Origin of the sequence: Marinobacter segnicrescens, assembly GCF_900111555.1 — a bacterium.
Lineage (GTDB): Bacteria > Pseudomonadota > Gammaproteobacteria > Pseudomonadales > Oleiphilaceae > Marinobacter > Marinobacter segnicrescens.
This window is the reverse complement of the sequence record NZ_FOHZ01000023.1, coordinates 1-17,838: the sequence shown is the minus strand read 5'-3', so window position 1 is coordinate 17,838 and position 17,838 is coordinate 1. Positions and strand designations below refer to the sequence as shown.

Sequence of the window (17,838 nt, the reverse complement as noted above, 5' to 3'; positions counted from 1 at the left end):
GCCCAAGGGAAAACCTGATAATGAAAAGCCCCCGGGAGTTTCACCGGGGGCTTTCAGACGTCACCAAGATCGCGACAATTAAACCATCATGCGTTTGCTGCTTTCCTGCGACGTGCCAAGCCAAGCCCGGCAAGCCCCATACCAAGCAGGGCAAGGGTACCAGGCTCCGGTACTTGCGTAGCCGCAATGCGGAATCGGGTATTGAAGTTGTTCTCTTGGCCTTCCAGGGTGATGAGACCAAAACATCCGTTGTCAGCTCCGGCCACGTCACACTGATCGTCAGTCAGTTTGCCAATACCCTCAAGTTGAAGGAATACAGTATACGCGTAATCCTCTATAGTAAACGACGGGGCGACTATTTGTGATAATGGTATATCACTATCCACTTCTGTCAGACCCAGCTGGCCGGGGTTGTTTATCGTGAATATGTCATCACAGGTGCTAGCTGAGCCAACAAAGCAGTTGCCAGCATTGAGAGTTTCGATAAATAAATTCAGGAAGGTTATCGGGGCCAGCTGCTGATCACCGCCACCACCTGGAATCGGCTGTGGTTCAACCGGCGTCAACGTCAGTTGCGAAATCAGGTTGAAACTGTCGAGCGTATCATAATTAGCATTGATAGTTTGGTTGTCGTGAGTGAAAACACCACCATACGTCCAGCTCGCACTGTTTGTTAAGACTCCGCCGGTAGCAGAAGCGTCAGTTATTCCGACAGATGAACGTTCGGGAGCTGGGCCACCCCAAGAAATCTCTTGAGAGGTGACGTTAGTGCCAGTAATTCCAGCAGTACCTTTGTCATCGAATTGCACATTATTGACATCGAAGTCACTGTCGGCATTGAAGCCCCATTCGGTAATCATCGCCGCGCTGGCGGTTTGCACACCCAGTGCAAACGGAACGATCAGCGACGACAAGAGGGTTCTTTTGAATGCAGTGTTCATTGGTCAGATCTCCTTGCTTGTTGTGGACGCTGAAAACTTCTTCTAACCAGACAATCGATATCAGCGCTCTCTAAACCATGCAGAACCCGTACCACAACGAAATCAAACAGCCATATCAATGCATTAACGACAGCACAAAGCCAACCCGGAGCATTAAGTGTAAGCTTGTTCGACGCCCACACTTAGAGTACATGTATATATCAACATAGTTTCCAAACGCTTCCCAGCTGGACAACCACGCTTACAACAATTGCCCCCTCTTACCGATCGCCCTAAGGTGCGGCCAAACCTATAGCATGACAATTGCCATTGCCGATGCTGAGGACACCATCTTCGACTTTGCCATTTTCGTCGACGGTGGCAGATTCTCCAGCGAAGATCCAACCCCGGCACCTGAGTCCGGCACCATTGCTCTGCTTGGACTGGACCTGGTTGGTCTGGGCGCAGCCCGCCGTCGCAGGGCTTAATCTCCAAAGCCATTCGAGCACACTAAAAGCTGGAGACCCCTCGGGCCTCCAGCTTTTTTGGTTTTGACAGGCTCCGACACACGTCGAGCCAGAGCTTTTGTGTCGATATCTTATACACATACTCAAAAGACCGCTTCTTTCCAGCCGGCCAGATCAATTCATATAACTGATATTAAGGGCGTATTCCTGATTTGGCTTAAATTTTGACAGGCAGGTCCTGTCAGTGGCGTAAGCAGCCTCTGTTTCAAATCATTTTGCCGGACTGCACAACGAAAAAGGAAAAAAATATGAGAGTGTTAAATTTGATGTTAGGCGCAGCCTTGCTCAGCATGACCGCCTCCATGGCGCATGCTGTGCCATTCATGTCCAGCCTCGGTGATGAGTGCGTAGGCTGTGAGCTTTCCGACCAAACCGTTGACACCTATATTGACCCAACCGGGACACCACTCGATGGAGCAGCCTGGATCCAGGATTTCGATAGCTGGTGGGTCGATAACGCAGAATATCGAATCTGGGAAGAAGACCTGAACATGACTGGTACTGACGCCATCATCACGTCACTCTATGTATCGTACGATGACACCCTGATGATCAAGAGCAAAGGAGAAACGGTGTTTAACTCAGAAGATTACTCGATCGCAGCTCCTTGGACACAGGCCATAAATGTGCTTGATCTTTTAGGGGAGTCCTTTATCGTTGCTGGCGATGGACGACTGAATTTCTGGGTAACAAATAGCGAAAACTTTGCGACTGGCGTGATCTGGAAAGGCGAAGCTAGTGTCCCCGAACCCGGCACACTGGCCCTTCTCGGAATGGGCCTCCTGGGTCTCGGTGCAGCACGTCTTCGCAGGGCCTGACCTCTGGTCAGACTTGTCAAGCATGAAAAAAAACCGGGCCTTGCCGCCCGGCTTTCTTCAGCCTGTCGAAGTTTTTTACAGCGCCTTAAACCGCAATTTTCAAGAATAACCACCAACTAATCGGAACGGTAAAAAGAGATAGTCAAAACAGGCGGCACCAATCATCATTTTCCGATACAGTAAGAGTGCTTGAGCAGGAGGGCTGGAAAGCCCCGCTTGTCGACAAAGCACCACCACCCAGGCACGCAGTTGGTTGAAGCATGTTAAGGAAAACACTGGATCAGTTCCCTCTCGCACGCCCCTATCTTCTAGTAACCGCCATAGCCATTGCGCTGTTCTGGCCGACCTGGTTCCGGTTGGTCGGCGAATGGCTGAAATGGGAGCAGGTGCTTGCCCACGGGCTTCCCACGTTCGCCATTTTTATCGGACTCCTGCTGATTCACCCGCCGCCCCCACTTGAGAACCGGGCGCGACGTAGCTTCTCAGTACTCGGGAGCCTGTCATTGCTCGCAACAGTTGTCGCCTGGGCATTGCTGGAACTGGTACGCATCGACACCCTTACCTACCTGATGTTGCCTGCGGGGCTGCTCGCTCTGGCCTGGGCGCTTCTTGGAGCAAAGGCGATGCTGCGCTTTCTGCCCTATGTATTGTTATTCGGATTGTCCCTGCCGGTATGGTCGGACCTGGTGCCGCACCTTGTCGTTCTGGCGACGGCAGTGGTTACCAAGCTGGTCGCTGGCATGGGCATCACTGCACTCATCGAAGGCGCCAACATAACCCTGCCCTACGGTCGCCTGGTGATCGCTGATGGCTGCTCTGGCATCCGCTACTTTGCCATCTCCCTCCTGTTGGCAATGATGATGGCCATACTCAACGACTTTCGCTGGAAGGGCTGGCTTGTGGCCCTCTCGGTTGGCGCCAGCGTTGCTTTGGTGGTGAACTGGGTACGTATTACAGCCCTGGTGGTTATCGCCTACCAAAGCGATATGGAAAGTAGCCTGGTAGCAGACCACGAAACCTTCGGGTGGGCTATCTACGCAGCTTTTGTCATTCCGATTATGTGGTTGGCACCTGTCCTACGCCGCGAGGGGACGCCGGACGGCGCCCCTCCCCATTTGCTCAAAATGGGTTTCGTCGCGGTTGTTGCGGCGTTCCTGGTCGGGCCACTGGGTGTCAGCCTGGCGCATTCACGGGCCTCAGGCAGTCCAGCCTGGGCCTTGGCTGTACCCGGTTTCGTAAAGACAGACCCGGAGGCTTTGCCACTGAAGATAACCTTACCGGAGACGTTGAGCCAGGAAGTATGGAGTGCAGGACAAACCACCTGGATTTCCCTGGCCCAAACCCGCAACACCGAACGAGGGGACAAATTGGTACCCTACCTGCCGCCACGAGTATCCGGCAACTGGTTTCGCACCGACCAGGATGCAGGTTACGGAAGTAACGTTCGCGTTTACCAGCACCTGACTGAGCGCCGTCAGGTCGTTACCGCCGAGCGATTCCAGGTGGGCGCCTACACCACGACAAGCTACACCAAAGCCAAGCTCCTGCAGATACCCGCGACATTGTCCGGTGAGAACCGGTTTGCGCTCATTTCAGTGCAGGGTATCTGTGCACCACGGAGCTGCGACAGCGCTGTCCAGCGGGTGAGGACAGCACTGGACAACCTGACCCTGGACGCAGCCCGCTGAAATGTCGGCCAGCCTGAAGGTACTCAAGAGTGCTGGCCTGCTTTTCGGCATTCAGGTTGTGCAGCGGGGGCTGGGTATCATCAGCACCCTCATCCTTGCCCGGCTGCTAGCGCCGGAGCACTTCGGCATCGTTGCGCTCGTTACCATTGCCTTGCAGTTCTTCGAACTATTGGTGGAAACCGGCAATAGGCAATACATCGTTCAGAAAGAAACCCTCGATGACGAAGACCTTGATACCGCCTGGAGCATGGATATCCTGATCAAGTCTTCCCTGGCGGTACTGGTTATTGCGAGCTCTCCCGCCCTGGCCCGATGGTTTGATGAGCCTGCCCTGACCGCGGCCCTGGCGGTTGCCGCCTTAGCCCTGCCGATACGTGCACTGAGAACACCAGGCATGATGCGCCTGGCACGGGAGATCAACTACCGCCCCCTGTTCCGGCTCACGCTCTGGCAGAAGGGGCTGTCATTCATGACAGTAATCACCATTGCGTTCATCGACCCCAGCCACTGGGCCATCATTGCCGGCAATCTCGTCTCGGCGGCGGTACTCGCTGTGGGCTCGTACCGGGTGGACCGTCATCGCCCCCGATGGACACTCAGCCGTTTTCGGCAGCAATGGGGTTTTTCTCAATGGCTCCTTTTGCGGGGGATTGTCGGTTTTACCCGCTCTCAGGTAGACAACCTGCTGGTGTCACGTTTTTTCGGCACGACCGCGCTCGGCGGCTACAACCTGGTAAGAGAGGTAAGCCTGCTGCCAGCATTGTCCGCTATTATTCCCATGAGCGAACCCCTGCTGGCCGCCATCGCCCAAAGCCGCGAATCTCGCACGAACCTTGCGTACCGGGTCAGCTTCAGCCTGGCCTTGATGATTACTGTGCTGACGCCCATCACCGTATTCATCATGCTCTATCCAGAGCTTATAGTGCGGGTTCTATTGGGCACCCAGTGGACAGAATTCGCGCCCCTGTTGCAGCCTTTCGGACTGTTCTTCTTTACCTTCTGTCTGTTCTCGCTGATCAGCGACGCCGTTATTGCGCAGGGCAAGGTCAAGGGACTGTTCTGGTTCGATTTAACCTCTACGACGATAATCCTGGCCACCTTGTACTGGTTCGCTACAGACAGCCTTAACACAATGGCCTGGGCGCGGGGCTGGCTCGCCGTGGCGACCACCGGGGTGCTGCTACTCATTCTCCAGCGACAGACTCGGTTCGGTGCCGGACACCTGCTGCTACTCTGCCTGCCGACGGCCCTTGGCTCCACGGTGAGTGCCCTGGTGACTATCAGCATGGACGTACCATGGGAACTGCCGTTAGTGGAATTTCTGGTGCGCGGTACGGTTTTCGTCCTGCTGGCTGCGATCTCAACGGTAGCCCTTGCGATGCTGTTTCTCCGCCAGACAACAGAGTGGCAACAGCTCATGTCACTTATCCGTCCCATGATCGAAAAATACCGAAACTAAAAGTCCGTAGCAGATGAGCCCCTGTCGGAATAACTTACACCCCTTTAACTGTCGGTTTCGATGGAACACAAGGCGTCGGTCTCAGCCCGAACAATCCAGACAGCGATGGTGACGACATACCGGATGGAGCGGAGAGCGCCCTTTCCGACCCAGTCAGGCACACGATAGAGTGATATGGCTATTCCTGATGGAGTTCGCAATCTATCCCCTGGATAAGATCTCAAATACTCGCAAAAACCACCTCGGATGTGACATTATGTAACTTCCAAGCAGAGTATTCTTCGTCAGTACATAGGGAATTGGAAGTAACTGACATGCTGAGAACCGACGCGATCCCGATCATTGCGTGTGCACTTACACCAAGCGGCTGCAACCCATTGCACCTGGCTGTGCAATCACCCAACCTGTCTTCAGACACAAGACGTGGCCGGTCATGACAGCCAGGACACTAGCCAAGCGCGTGGCCAAGGTTGGCTTTCTCCTGCTCGCGTTACCGTTATACCTGCTCTTTCGGCTGGTGAGCATGCTCGGCAAAAGCGACAGCTGTTTTGCTTCCTTCTCTCAGGGGCTGAGCCTTGTTCCGGGCAAGGTGGGCGTTTACCTCAGAGCAAGCTTCTATCACCTGTCCTGCCCCGACACGTCAGACGACATTTCCATCGGGTTTCTTACGATACTGTCCCACCGGAATACGAGTATCGCTAAAGGCGTCTATATCGGTCCGCAATGCAATATTGGAATGTGTGCAATTGGTGAGAACACACTGATCGGTAGTGGTGTGCATATCCTGAGCGGCAGCAGGCAGCATCAGTTTAATGACCTTGATGTTCCCATTCAGGACCAGGCCGGTACCTTCGAAAAAATTGAGATCGGTGCCGATTCCTGGATCGGTAATCAGGCAGTGATAATGGCACCAACTCCTGCCAAGGCCATAGTTGCGTCAGGGTCAGTGGTTACCCGGCTTTTCGGAGTTGGCGATATTGTCGCCGGCAATCCTGCGCGGGTCATCCGAAACCGATACGACACTCACCCTGTCGACAGGGCCGCAGGAGCCAGTGAACAATGTCTGTGAAGGAGAACCTCTACAACGCTTCTCCGGTATGGCTGCAGAACCTGCTGGTTTCGGCTTATGGCCGGCGTCTATACCGGAAACGCTATTCCGGAATCTACAGTGACATTCTCCAGTTAGTAAAGGCGTCAAGGACATGGACACCGGAACAAACCATGGCTCACCAGGCTGAGCGTCTGCACCAGATGGTAAAACACTGTCGTGAGACCGTTCCCTACTATCAGCGACTCTTTGCCAGTCACGGCTTACACGAAAATGATTTCACCAGTGTCGAGGATCTCACCAAACTACCCATACTGACCAAAGCCACTCTCAAAGCGCAGCCGGACAACTTCAGGTCAAGCAGGGGCAAGAGGTTCATGTTGCAGAACACCAGCGGCAGCACAGGGTCGCCGCTTGAGCTCGAGGTCAACGAATACACTTATAAGCTTGCCATGGCGTTGGTCGTAGACCACGAAGAAGTCCATGGAATTCCGTTTGGCGCGCCCAGGGCGACCTTTGCCGGCAGGATGATCCAACCGTCTTCGCAACTCAGGCCGCCCTACTCAAGGATTAACCGGGCTGAAAACCAACGGCTATTCTCCAGCTATCACCTGAAATCCACAACATTTCCGGACTATGCCAGGGAGCTGGATCGTTTCAGCCCAGCCGAACTCATCGGCTATCCGTCTGCCATCGCCGACCTGGCCAACTATTACCTCATGACCAACACGAGGCCCGGCTTCACGCCCGCAGCCATCATAACGAACTCGGAAACCTTGCTGGATTGGCAGCGGGACAAGATTGAGAGTGTCTTCGGTTGCCCGGTATTCGACTACTATGGCACTGCGGAGTATGTATTGTTTGCCGGCCAGGAAGCAGATAAACGTTATCGCCTGAACCCTGTCATCGGTATAACAGAAGTCCTCCCTGAACCAACAGACCACCGTCTGCTGGCCACCACCCTGACAAACGACGTAATGCCGTTACTACGGTATGAAGTTGGCGACACGGCGGAGCCGCTGGAATACCTCACGTCAACGGTCGTCCAGTCGCTGGCAAGGGTTAATGGTCGAGTCGATGACTATATTGAATTGCCCGACGGTCGCAGAGTTGGGCGCCTTGATCATGTATTTAAAGGCATCAAAGAGCTGGTTGAAGCGCAAATCGTGCAGGATGCGATCGACCACTGCACAATTTACATTGTGGTTAAATCGCCAGTCCCTGAAGGGACGGAAAGACAGATAACAGAGAACTTTCAGCAAAGGGTAGGTCAGGGACTATCATTTACAATAAAACGAACACCAGAAATACCTCGAGGCAAGAATGGAAAGTTCAGGAATGTCATCCGGACCTACGAAAAAAAAGAAACTCGCGTCATGCCTTAATCCATCAAAGCATGAGCTGTCCATAAATAATGACATAATATATTTTGGAGCTTCCGGCAGACGCTCCCCCATACGATTATTAAAACATTCTGCCAGACATTACACCAACTAATTGAGAGCAGACATGCAAAATCAAGAACAAAAACCTGCTAACGTACTTTGGACAGGGGGCTGGGACTCAACCTACCGCGTAATTCAATTAGTAAGACAAGGGCGTCCAGTAAACCCCCACTACATAATCGACAACAACAGAGACTCCACTGACATTGAAATCAAAACGATAAAAAGGATATCGAGCATACTTAACGAGAAATACGGGGAGCTAATTAGTGACGCCAAAATAGTAAACTCTAGACAGTTACCTTCACGCCCGGAAATACACAAAGCTCATCGTAAGATTATCGAAGAATCCTATCTTGGCTCGCAATACATTATCCTAGCATCTTATTGCAAGGAATTCGAAGTGAATGACCTGAATTTATGTATTCACAAAGACGACAAGGCTTACGACCACGTAAGTGATTTTATCGAACCAGCCGAAGACGATGGATATCGATTGTCAGCCAGTTCGCCTGATCATATATCGGAATTATTTCGCTATTTTGTATTCCCCATTCTCAACCTCACCAAACTTGAAATGGAGGACCATACCCGGACATGGAATTTTCAAGAAATCATGGAGATGACCTGGTTTTGTCATACACCATTTATGGGAAAACCGTGTGGGACCTGTTATCCTTGCATGTACACTATAAATGAAGGCCTCTCCAGAAGGTTTTCGAAAATTGCACTTATTCGTTACAGAATGAAACTGGAATTACGAAAGTATCCCACTCTTGTGAGATATGTCCAGCGCGTGATCAAGAGCTAGTGTCTCGGTAAGTTCGATTAACGACCTCCATATAGACATTCTGGGTCGCCTTACCTCGCAGACGATGAGTTACGTTGAAAAGCGGAGTCGCTGAACCACTACATCTTGCACCGATTTCTGATTGGCAGGCTTTATGTTCCTAAACAGAAACTCTATTATTTTTCCACGAATGAATTTGCAGTAGGTAGCAACATGGAAGCGATAAGGATCTACCTTAAGGATGAACAGGGTGTAAAGCGAAAGGGAGAGGTGTTTCAACTAGGAATACCGTTAGCTCGTGGGCAACTCTCTCACGGAACATCATTCGCTTTGATGGCCCCCGACAGTTTGGACGAATTGGTCTGTCAAACCAGCACGATGGCGAGCTGGTCCGACGGCAGCACTCGTTGGCTCAAATTGCAGTTTCTTTGCGATCTTGAGCCTGGAGCTCAGCGGACTCTTGAGCTCCGTCCCCGAGAAACACCGTTTCCGCCCACCTCGTTATTGAGCGCCGAAAGGGGCTACAAAGGCCTTGTCGTTGATACGGGCGCCGCCCGATTTCACTTGACAGCAAACGCCCCTGCCTGGGTGTGCACCGGGAGCAACGCCCCCATCCACCATCAACTCACCTTGTCCACCGAAGCAAACACAAGCTGTCAGACAAGAGCAGATAAAGACTGGGAGATTATCGAACACGGCCTTGTCAGCCTGAGCTGCCAACAGGAGGGATGGTTTCTCGATGGCGATATTCGCCTGGCCCGATACCACTGCCGTCTCACGTTCTACTGCAACAGCAAAACAGTCGAAGTTCAGGCCTGCCTCCATAACCCGAAGCGAGCCCTTCATCCGGGGGGGCTGTGGGATCTCGGCGATCCTGGCTCGATACACTTCAGGTCACTGACCATTGATGCCGAGTTGGCTAATATACAACAGTTAAGAATAACGCCGGAGCCCGGAATGCCGGCGGTTGAACTGGATAGCCGGCATGGCATGCTCTATCAGGATTCCAGTGGAGGTGAACACTGGGACAGCCTTAACCACGTCAATGCAAAAGGCGAGATCACTACCAGGTTCCGGGGATATCGTCTCTACATCGGTGATCATATTCAAATCATGGGAGACCGTGCCAACCCGGTTATTGTGGCCGCAAACCAAACCACAACTATCCAGGCTACCCTGCCTCAGTTCTGGCAAAACTTTCCAAGCACCGTGGGCTTCCAGGACAACAGACTGATCATCGGCCTTTTTCCGGGTGAAGCCGCTGAGGCATACGAACTGCAAGGGGGCGAGCGAAAAACCCAGACCGCCTACTTTCACTATGGCGACGATCCCGATGGCCTTGCCTGGACACTTACTCCAGCTATCCCTGTGCTGGATGCAAGACAGTACGAAGAGGGCCAGGCATTCCCCTGGTTCGCGTCAGAGGTGCCTCGAAGCCCCGTTGATGATCTTGTTCAGTTGGGACTGTGCGGCCCGTCGAACTTCTTTACCAAACGCGAACTCATCGATGAATACGGCTGGCGAAACTTTGGAGATATCTTTGCCGACCACGAGTCCCTATACCAGGGCAAAGAGGAACCCGCACTGATCTCCCACTACAATAATCAATATGATGCGATATACGGCTTCGCCCGTCAGTTTGCTCTCTCGGGTGATCCGCGCTGGCACCATCTCATGAATGATCTCGCTGCGCATGTCAGGGATATAGACATCTATCACACAGAAGAAGATCGAACAGAATACAATAATGGGCTGTTCTGGCATACGGACCATTACTTACCCGCACATACAGCAACCCATCGCACGTTTTCCAGATTTAACGACACCAGCTCAACTGTGGGGCAAACCGGAGGGGGCCCTGCCGAAGAGCACTGCTATACAACCGGGTTACTCTATCACTATTTACTGACCGGAGACTCGCGCTCCAAGGAAGCGGTTCTTCAAATGGCCCGCTGGATAACAAGTCTGCACGAAGGGAGCGGCTCCCTGATCGAGGCTCTTATCAAAATAAAACGCCACGACCTTTCCAGGATAAAACGGCTGTTGCTAGGGAAACCCGTAAATGTGCACCGATATCCGTTTAACCGAGGAACCGGGAATTACCTGAACACATTACTGGACGCTCACTTAATTGACCCAACGGGCGAATGGCTTGCACAGTCTGAGAAGATCATATTTGAAACTATTCACCCAAAGGACAACTTAAAGTCTCGCGACCTTTTAGCCACGGAAACGCGCTGGTCTTACCTAGTTTTCCTCTCGAGCCTGAGCCGCTTCCTGTGGATCAAGGCGGAGGAGCATTCGCTTGACGGCAGTTACCGGTACGCTCTCGATTCATTCCGTCGCTATACCCGCTGGATGGCAGAGTTCGAGCGACCGTACCTAACTGATCCCGATCAGCTAGAGTACCCGAACCATACTTGGACTGCGCAGGATATCCGAAAAAGCATGCTGCTCTATCAGGCTGCCATACTTGACCCCGAATATCGTGACCTCTACCTGGCAAAGGCCCGCTTCTTCGAAAACCACGTAGTCGAAACTCTCTCTCATGCCGGGGAGCGTCATTTTGCCAGGGTGCAAATCATCCTGTTACAGAATTACGGCCCACAGACGCTGCCCAAAGAAAGTAATGTCTCATGGTTAAAAGAGGCGCCTATTGAATTGAACTACCACGCTAAAAACTTGACTGTCGCGAAGGTCGCGAAACATGCCTGTGGCCGCTTAATCCGGGCACTGATCAGGTTTAACCCGGTACGGGAAAAAGCCTGGCTCGAAACGCGCCTGCCGCCAAGGAGATCCTTATGATGATCCGCCTTCACTGTTTCCATGCCTGAGCAAAGGTATTTACCTCTATGATGCCCAACTCATTCCGCGTACAAATCGGCGAGGTACCAGGGCCTCTCACCGACGACACCCGTGTCTTCGACAACGTGTCGCTGGAAGTGCGGGCCCTGAACCCCAGACACATCTCGGTCCAAACCTCTGACCAGGGCTTCGCGGTGTTTATGGGTGAAGCCCACGAAAAATACCAAGATATAAACCTCAGCCCTGCCGGGACCACATTGACCTACACCCATTCTGACAGAACTTTAACCGTCAAGTGCGACAGGTTAGGTACGGCAATACTTTTTTGGAAGCGTGTTGGGAACGGGATTTGCTTGTCCAATCGACTAGAGAACCTGCTCGACGCTGCGTCAGAGCCTGACTGGTGCAGCATCCAGCAATATCTCCATACCGGCTTCACGATCGGAGCATACACGTTCTTCAAGAATATCTTCCAGACTGAGCAGAACCAGGAACTAACAGTCCAGGTATACAAAACCGGGAATATACAGGTCTCAAGCGGGCTACGCGCTGTTCATGGAAGAGAACAGCCTATAAGTAACGAGGCCCTGATGGCTCAGATTGCTGAACGCTTATCCCGTCGACTTAACGGTATCTCAACGTCAGTGTTGATGATGTCGGCCGGATGGGACTCACGAACCCTGCTCATGGAGGGGAACACTCCTATCAGCGGTGCGTACAGCCATGGGGACCTTTCCAGTCGAGAAATTGGTCTGGCCCGAACTCTCTCCGGCAACGAACGACTGGATCATCTGTTTTCGGATGTTCAATCTGCGCCCATTAATAACTCGTTGATCGACAAGATGATGACCGAGCTGGGGTTCGGAATATTCCCCATATGGTATCTAGCAGCGAATAATGTCCAGAGCTGGAAAAATGCTCCGTTAATGAGCGGCGTACTGGGCGAGTTACTTGGAGGGCACTACGGACTTATGGCATGGGGCTCACGCCGGCAGAAAATCCTTTCCTCCATGCTTCTGGTGAGTGACGTCTTTATTAAAGAGGGCCGGATCAGGTCAATGATCGACCAGTATGCCACTCCGCCAAAAACCCACTGGTTCATATCAGACACCGGTCAGCATATGCTGGACGGACATCGTGACGAAACCAAGCAACGGTGCCTGGAAGCTATCAACCAATGTTATAACCGGACTGAAAGCTGGCAACGCGCCATTGAAGAATTCAATATATCTCACCGGGGGCGTCAATATATTCTCAAACAGGCACAGGCGGCGAGCAGCACTGTAGGGTACTCCATACCTTTTGCAGACGAACCTCTTACTGACCTAGTTCGTCTGCTCGGATTCCAGCACCGCGTCCACAACAAAGCCAACCAGCGCATCCTGAAGCAGAAGCGCCCTCAGCTTCTTAATGAGCCAATGGCAGCGACCCTGGTTGCAGCCAAACATCCTATCGTTATCCAAGAGGTGTCTCGTTTCATTCGTGTGTTTGCAGAAAATATGACAAGGCTTCGTGGCAAGGAAGTGCCCAAACTCGGCTGGTTCAACTATGAACATCTTTACCAGGGAAATATCCTCAACGAGATGGTGGATTCCCTGAAAAGCGACTTCTGGGACAGGCCAAAGATGCACTGTACACTATCCACCAACACAGACAACGCAATCGATGCTGGCTCTACCCTTGACATGATTTGCAAGATCAAAACCGTAGACTATTATCTGCAGAACGCATCCCAAACGCCAACCTGAGGCTCAGCGTCCTGCGAAGAATGGACAGGGAAATATCAAAGGAGACGTCAAAATGGGCAGCGCAGCAAGAGCTATAAAAATATTTCAAGAGTCTTTAGGGCCTGAATACAAATCGGCACCAGAAATTGCCATAGACCTTGTGCGCTACGGTTCTTGCCTGAAGCTGTCCCCAGGTGAATATTTCACCTATGGATTCCATGCTAGAAAGACCAGTCGCCCCCAGATTCTGAGCTATTTAACGAGTGCGGACCACTTCACCGCTCACCTGCCCACTGTAAACGGAAAAAAATCGGACATTCTTCAAAATAAGCTTTTATTCAAAAGCAAAATAACGAAGTTCGGCATTCATGTACCAGAAACGATAGGCTACACTGGGCCGACACCGATAAGCGAATTACCTTTCGAGTACATTACGCCATCCTCCATTTGTGGATTGTTGAGTTCCCGGGGTATAAGTCGTTTTATTGTCAAGCCATCGAAAGGCGCTCAGGGCAAAGGCGTCCATGCAGTCAGTTATTTCCCGGAGTCCATCAAACCGTTTATAATCAACAGCCTATCGCTGTCAACCGGCGATTTTTTTAAGATGCTTGCCAAGTCCTCTGGCAAACTAGACCAGCAGTACATCCTATTTGAGGAGCTTGTTTCGGGGAGCGGCGATTTCAAAAACATCTCCGCCGACTGTGCTCCGAGCATTAGGGTTGTGACACTCAAGGAGCCAAACGGTAAGATTCATGTCACCGCGGCTTCAATAAGACTAGGGCGCAAAGGCTCCGTCACCAGCAATGAAAGTACTGGCGGGCTCGTCGGGGAGGTCAAAGTCGAAAAAGGGGTAATTACTGCTTGTAAAACATCCAGCAGCATGGACGGCATCTTTATCCAGCTCCATCCAGACACCTGCTCCCCTATCGCCGGTGTCCAGATTCCGTACTGGGACGAAGTAGTCGCATTATGTATAAGAGCCGCCGCGGTCATCCCAAATATAAACTCAGTCGGCTGGGACGTTCTTGTCAACAATGGACGCCCCGTTATCCTCGAAGGAAATTCCCGGTGGGGCATTACAACTGAGCAGATCTTCGGCAGCGGTTACCTCTCCCCCAAAACAAGGCAGATCCTCTCTCTTTATGGATTAAGATTTCCAGACCGGGAGCTACCAAGGCCTTTTGTCAGAAATATAAGAACGGCCATGTTTGGCATAAGTCACCCAACCATCCAGAACAAATCACGGCACCCTGGATAAAGGCATGCCACAGATGTGCTTATCCTCGGGACATCACCATTCTATTTCCGGCTTTTGCAGAAGCTGAACGCAGGCAATATATGATCAGGATGACAATGGACCCGACGCTTCCGCGGCTGGGGTGGATTGCGGAAACGACCCGGGACAAGCCAGAGTTGACAGTCTATTACGGTTGCGACGTAGAGACGAGTGAACGCCATCTGGTAGAGGGGGTCTGGGATGGCCCTTATGAAGACTTGGAGTTTGACTCAAGCAATCACTTCTTCGGAAGCGGGCTGCTCATCAGGGACAACGAAGTTATTGCCACACCCTCGACCGGGCTGGTCGACAGGATCTTTGTCGGTGAATCAATGGATTCATACTATATATCAAACAGCTTGATAGAGATTCTCGCAAGGACAGACTCACGCCTCGACCCTGGCCATAACTACAAAACTCAGACAGACACGATCCGGGCAGGCATTAACTACTACGATCACGAATTCCCGATATTGAGCGACCATTTAGTCAGGCTAAGGCAATTTTATTTCCATCCCGTCGTCATTAAAAAAGACCGGATCTTCGTCACTCCCCGCGCATCGAAAAAGCATTTCCCGGACTTTGAAGCTTACCAGGCGACACTCATCTCAGACCTACACAAGATAGCCAGTAACGCATCCTCACTTGGGAGGAAGAAACCATTCGAGCTATACACGACGGTATCAAGAGGCTATGACTCTACAGCAGTAACAGCCTTGGTGTCTGATCTTCCTATCAGGAAAGCGTTCACCAGCAGATCGTCAAACTCGGCAATTCTCGGTCTGCTCTCCAAAAGCTGGGGGAACGACGACGGAACAGAAATTGCCAAGAAACTCGGCCTGACCGTGGAACATGTTGACTTGAACGATTCCGAGATAGGACAAGATGAGTTGTACTTTCTTGCCCCCACATCGGCTGAACCCGAAATACAACTCTACAAAATCACGAAGTCCTTATCACTAGAAGACAACCCAGGCTTACTCTTCACAGGCTATCATGGTGATACAGTCTGGGCGTTGCACCCGCCGGCTAGTGCGATGACCCACGACATCATCAAACCCGGTTCTTCGGGCCTCACCCTATCGGAGGTTCGGTTAAAAGCCGGCTTTATCGACGTACCCGTACCCACTATGTACGCGTGTAACATCGTATCCATTAACAGCCTGTCACTGTCGGACGAGTTGAAGCACTGGTCCATCGGAGGCGACTACGACCGCCCCATTCCGCGAAAAATTGCAGAAGCCAGGGGCGTATTACGTGAAGATTTCGGGCAATCCAAAAAGGCAATCGCTACACTCTACGACTTGCCGAAAAACAGGATGTTACGCCGAAAATTTATTCTTTACCTATCCCATATACATGGAATTTCCTATGCCAGCGTCAGGATTAAACGGCTGCAGGATCTTATTCAGTACTACATTCAGATGATCCTATTCAGGTTAGACCTGCTAACATTAAAAACCAAGAAAATAAGTCGGCCGTTGAACAGGCACACCATAGATACGCCCTACTACATGCACATCTGGTCTCTTTCAGAGCTGGTCAAGGAGCGGACAAAGAGTCTCAGGAAAGGTGACAACCGAAGTGCATAGGCTGGACAATGAGCCGTACATGGTAGATGGCAGGCGATGAAGCCAAAATTACCGAACAGCTATAAGGCAATTTTCGATACCAATCTGGCCTATATCAACCAATATCGTTAGCAGGTAGCCAGTGCGATGAGAAGCAACCCGAAATTTTCATTTATCATTCCAGCATTCAACGAGGAAAAATATATCGGGAAATGCCTTGAGGCAATATTCGCATCTGATTTCAACAAGTCTCGCTATGAGATCATCGTGGTGGACAACGGTTCAACCGATGCGACCATTGCCCGTGCGAGTGCTTTTCCAACGGTCAAAATATCCAGTGCGCCGGAATTCAAGGTCGGGGGTGTTCGTAACTATGGAGCTAAGATAAGCACCGGAGACGTATTGATCTTTCTAGATGCTGACTGCCTCATCGACAAAGGCTGGCTGAGAAGAGCGGAAAAGTTGCTCGAGAGTAAACCTGCCTCAGTGTTTGGCGGCGGGTGCAAGCTAAGAGATAACCCCACCTTCCTCGAGAAGTACTGGTTACTGGAAGAGGCGGGAAGTGCGACCATACCAAAGCATCTTATCGGTGCATCTATCGTTATGGCCCGCCCTGTATTCGAAGAACTGGGAGGCTTTGATGAATGCGTCTCCTCCGGCGAGGACACGCTCATCTCCCAGAAAGCGCAGTGTCTGGGCTTTAAAGTTGTACTTACAGCAGACCTCAATGTGGTCCACCTGGGCAATGCGACCACCGTCCGTGACTTTATCAGAAGGCAGGAATGGCACGCTGAAAGCTATTGCGCTAATCCTCTTCGATCCATTAAAGATCCTGTATTCCTCCTCATAGTTTCATTTATATTCTTCTTGTCAGCGGGCATTTTAACGGCGCTATTCATTCCGGAAGCTGGAGTTATTTTATTTCTATTTGGCTTATCTCTTCCGATCATTCTTAGCATCAAGCGTATTTTTCGGTCTAGATTAGGCTTGAAACGTGCAGCATACTCGTTCATATGGATCTACTGGCTGGATTTTTTATACGTAGTAGGTCGAGCCAAAACTTTGGGCAAAATATTTAAGTGTTTAAATAGGAAAAACGGAAAATCTTTGTGAAAAAGATCGTAATCAAGTAGTCGGGTTTGGAACTGCCGTCGACCGGAGTGGCACGCTGTTTTGCACGAACTCTCAATGGTCTAGTCGATATTTAGTAAGCGTCCGGCCATCACGCCTTGTCAGGCATAGCCGGCATCCAGTTGTGGGGCAATAGCTCGTCGATGGCGTTGTTCTTCTGCGTCGGCAGCCGGGTCAGCACATCTTTGAGGTAGGCATACGGATCATGGCCGTTCAGCTTCGCCGACTGGATCAGTGTCATGACAGCAGCCGCGCGTTGACCACTGCGTAGCGATCCGGCGAACAACCAGTTGGAGCGGCCCAACGCCCAGGGCCGGATCTGGTTTTCCACCCAGTTATTGTCGATGGGCACAGCGCCATCGTCCAGGTAGCGCGTCAGCGCTGCCCAGCGTTTGAGGCTGTAATCCAACGCTTTGGCCGTGCCGGAGCCATCCGGCACTTTCTGGCGATGCGCCAGCATCCACTGATGCAATGCATCGGCAATCGGTCGGGCTTTGGCTTGCCGGATTTCCAGTCGTTTGTCCGGCGGCAGGTCTTTGGTGTCCCGCTCGATTTCGTAGAGCCCGCCGATGTATTCCAGAGCCTTGGCGGCCAGTTCGCTCTTGTTGGCTTCATGCAGGTCGTAGAACTTGC

Annotated in this window: 14 protein-coding genes; 12 read left to right on the top strand and 2 right to left on the bottom strand. The window is 51.7% G+C overall.

The genetic code is table 11. From position 1 onward, the window contains the following. Window positions 1-86 precede the first annotated feature (86 nt). Complete coding sequence (locus BM036_RS16120; RefSeq protein WP_091854255.1) at window positions 87-941, bottom strand: THxN family PEP-CTERM protein; 855 nt, start codon at window positions 939-941, stop codon at window positions 87-89. 296 nt (window positions 942-1,237) lie between these two features. Between BM036_RS16120 and BM036_RS20370 the strand changes: the two genes are divergently transcribed. From BM036_RS20370 to BM036_RS16065, 12 genes are all read left to right on the top strand, one after another. Next, on the top strand, window positions 1,238-1,408 hold the full coding sequence (locus BM036_RS20370) for a PEP-CTERM sorting domain-containing protein (protein ID WP_143066629.1): 171 nt from the start codon (window positions 1,238-1,240) through the stop codon (window positions 1,406-1,408). 287 nt (window positions 1,409-1,695) lie between these two features. Then, window positions 1,696-2,265, top strand: a complete 570-nt coding sequence (locus BM036_RS20365; protein ID WP_091854253.1) for a PEP-CTERM sorting domain-containing protein — start codon at window positions 1,696-1,698, stop codon at window positions 2,263-2,265. Window positions 2,266-2,525: 260 nt separating this feature from the next. After that, complete coding sequence (locus tag BM036_RS16110; protein WP_091854252.1) at window positions 2,526-3,953, top strand: exosortase/archaeosortase family protein; 1,428 nt, start codon at window positions 2,526-2,528, stop codon at window positions 3,951-3,953. 1 nt (window position 3,954) lies between these two features. After that, the gene (locus tag BM036_RS16105) at window positions 3,955-5,412 is read left to right on the top strand and encodes an oligosaccharide flippase family protein (protein WP_091854250.1); all 1,458 of its coding nucleotides are present in this window, start codon (window positions 3,955-3,957) and stop codon (window positions 5,410-5,412) included. A gap of 460 nt (window positions 5,413-5,872) precedes the next feature. After that, window positions 5,873-6,481 carry an acyltransferase gene (locus tag BM036_RS16100; RefSeq protein WP_245742685.1) on the top strand — a complete coding sequence of 203 codons (609 nt, stop codon included), beginning with the start codon at window positions 5,873-5,875 and terminating at the stop codon, window positions 6,479-6,481. Continuing rightward, window positions 6,472-7,845, top strand: coding sequence for a phenylacetate--CoA ligase family protein (locus tag BM036_RS16095; RefSeq protein ID WP_091854247.1), 1,374 nt, complete (start codon window positions 6,472-6,474; stop codon window positions 7,843-7,845). Before BM036_RS16100 ends, BM036_RS16095 begins: the two co-directional genes overlap by 10 nt. A gap of 124 nt (window positions 7,846-7,969) precedes the next feature. After that, on the top strand, window positions 7,970-8,716 hold the full coding sequence (locus BM036_RS16090; RefSeq protein WP_091854246.1) for a 7-cyano-7-deazaguanine synthase: 747 nt from the start codon (window positions 7,970-7,972) through the stop codon (window positions 8,714-8,716). A 192-nt stretch (window positions 8,717-8,908) separates the two neighbouring features. Beyond that, window positions 8,909-11,500 carry an RIFT barrel domain-containing protein gene (locus tag BM036_RS16085; protein ID WP_091854244.1) on the top strand — a complete coding sequence of 864 codons (2,592 nt, stop codon included), beginning with the start codon at window positions 8,909-8,911 and terminating at the stop codon, window positions 11,498-11,500. A gap of 47 nt (window positions 11,501-11,547) precedes the next feature. Continuing rightward, complete coding sequence (locus BM036_RS16080) at window positions 11,548-13,248, top strand: hypothetical protein (protein ID WP_091854242.1); 1,701 nt, start codon at window positions 11,548-11,550, stop codon at window positions 13,246-13,248. Between the two features lie 52 nt (window positions 13,249-13,300). After that, window positions 13,301-14,485 (top strand): sugar-transfer associated ATP-grasp domain-containing protein, encoded by a 1,185-nt coding sequence (locus BM036_RS16075; RefSeq protein ID WP_091854240.1) that lies wholly within the window; start codon window positions 13,301-13,303, stop codon window positions 14,483-14,485. A gap of 95 nt (window positions 14,486-14,580) precedes the next feature. After that, window positions 14,581-16,095: a hypothetical protein gene (locus BM036_RS16070; RefSeq protein WP_218144828.1), complete on the top strand. Its 1,515-nt coding sequence runs from the start codon at window positions 14,581-14,583 to the stop codon at window positions 16,093-16,095. A gap of 126 nt (window positions 16,096-16,221) precedes the next feature. After that, complete coding sequence (locus BM036_RS16065) at window positions 16,222-17,187, top strand: glycosyltransferase family 2 protein (protein ID WP_091854235.1); 966 nt, start codon at window positions 16,222-16,224, stop codon at window positions 17,185-17,187. Between the two features lie 109 nt (window positions 17,188-17,296). Here BM036_RS16065 and BM036_RS16060 read toward each other — a convergent pair. Beyond that, window positions 17,297-17,838, bottom strand: a 542-nt coding sequence (locus BM036_RS16060) for an IS66 family transposase (RefSeq protein ID WP_143066628.1), incomplete at its 5' end; no start/stop codon positions are given.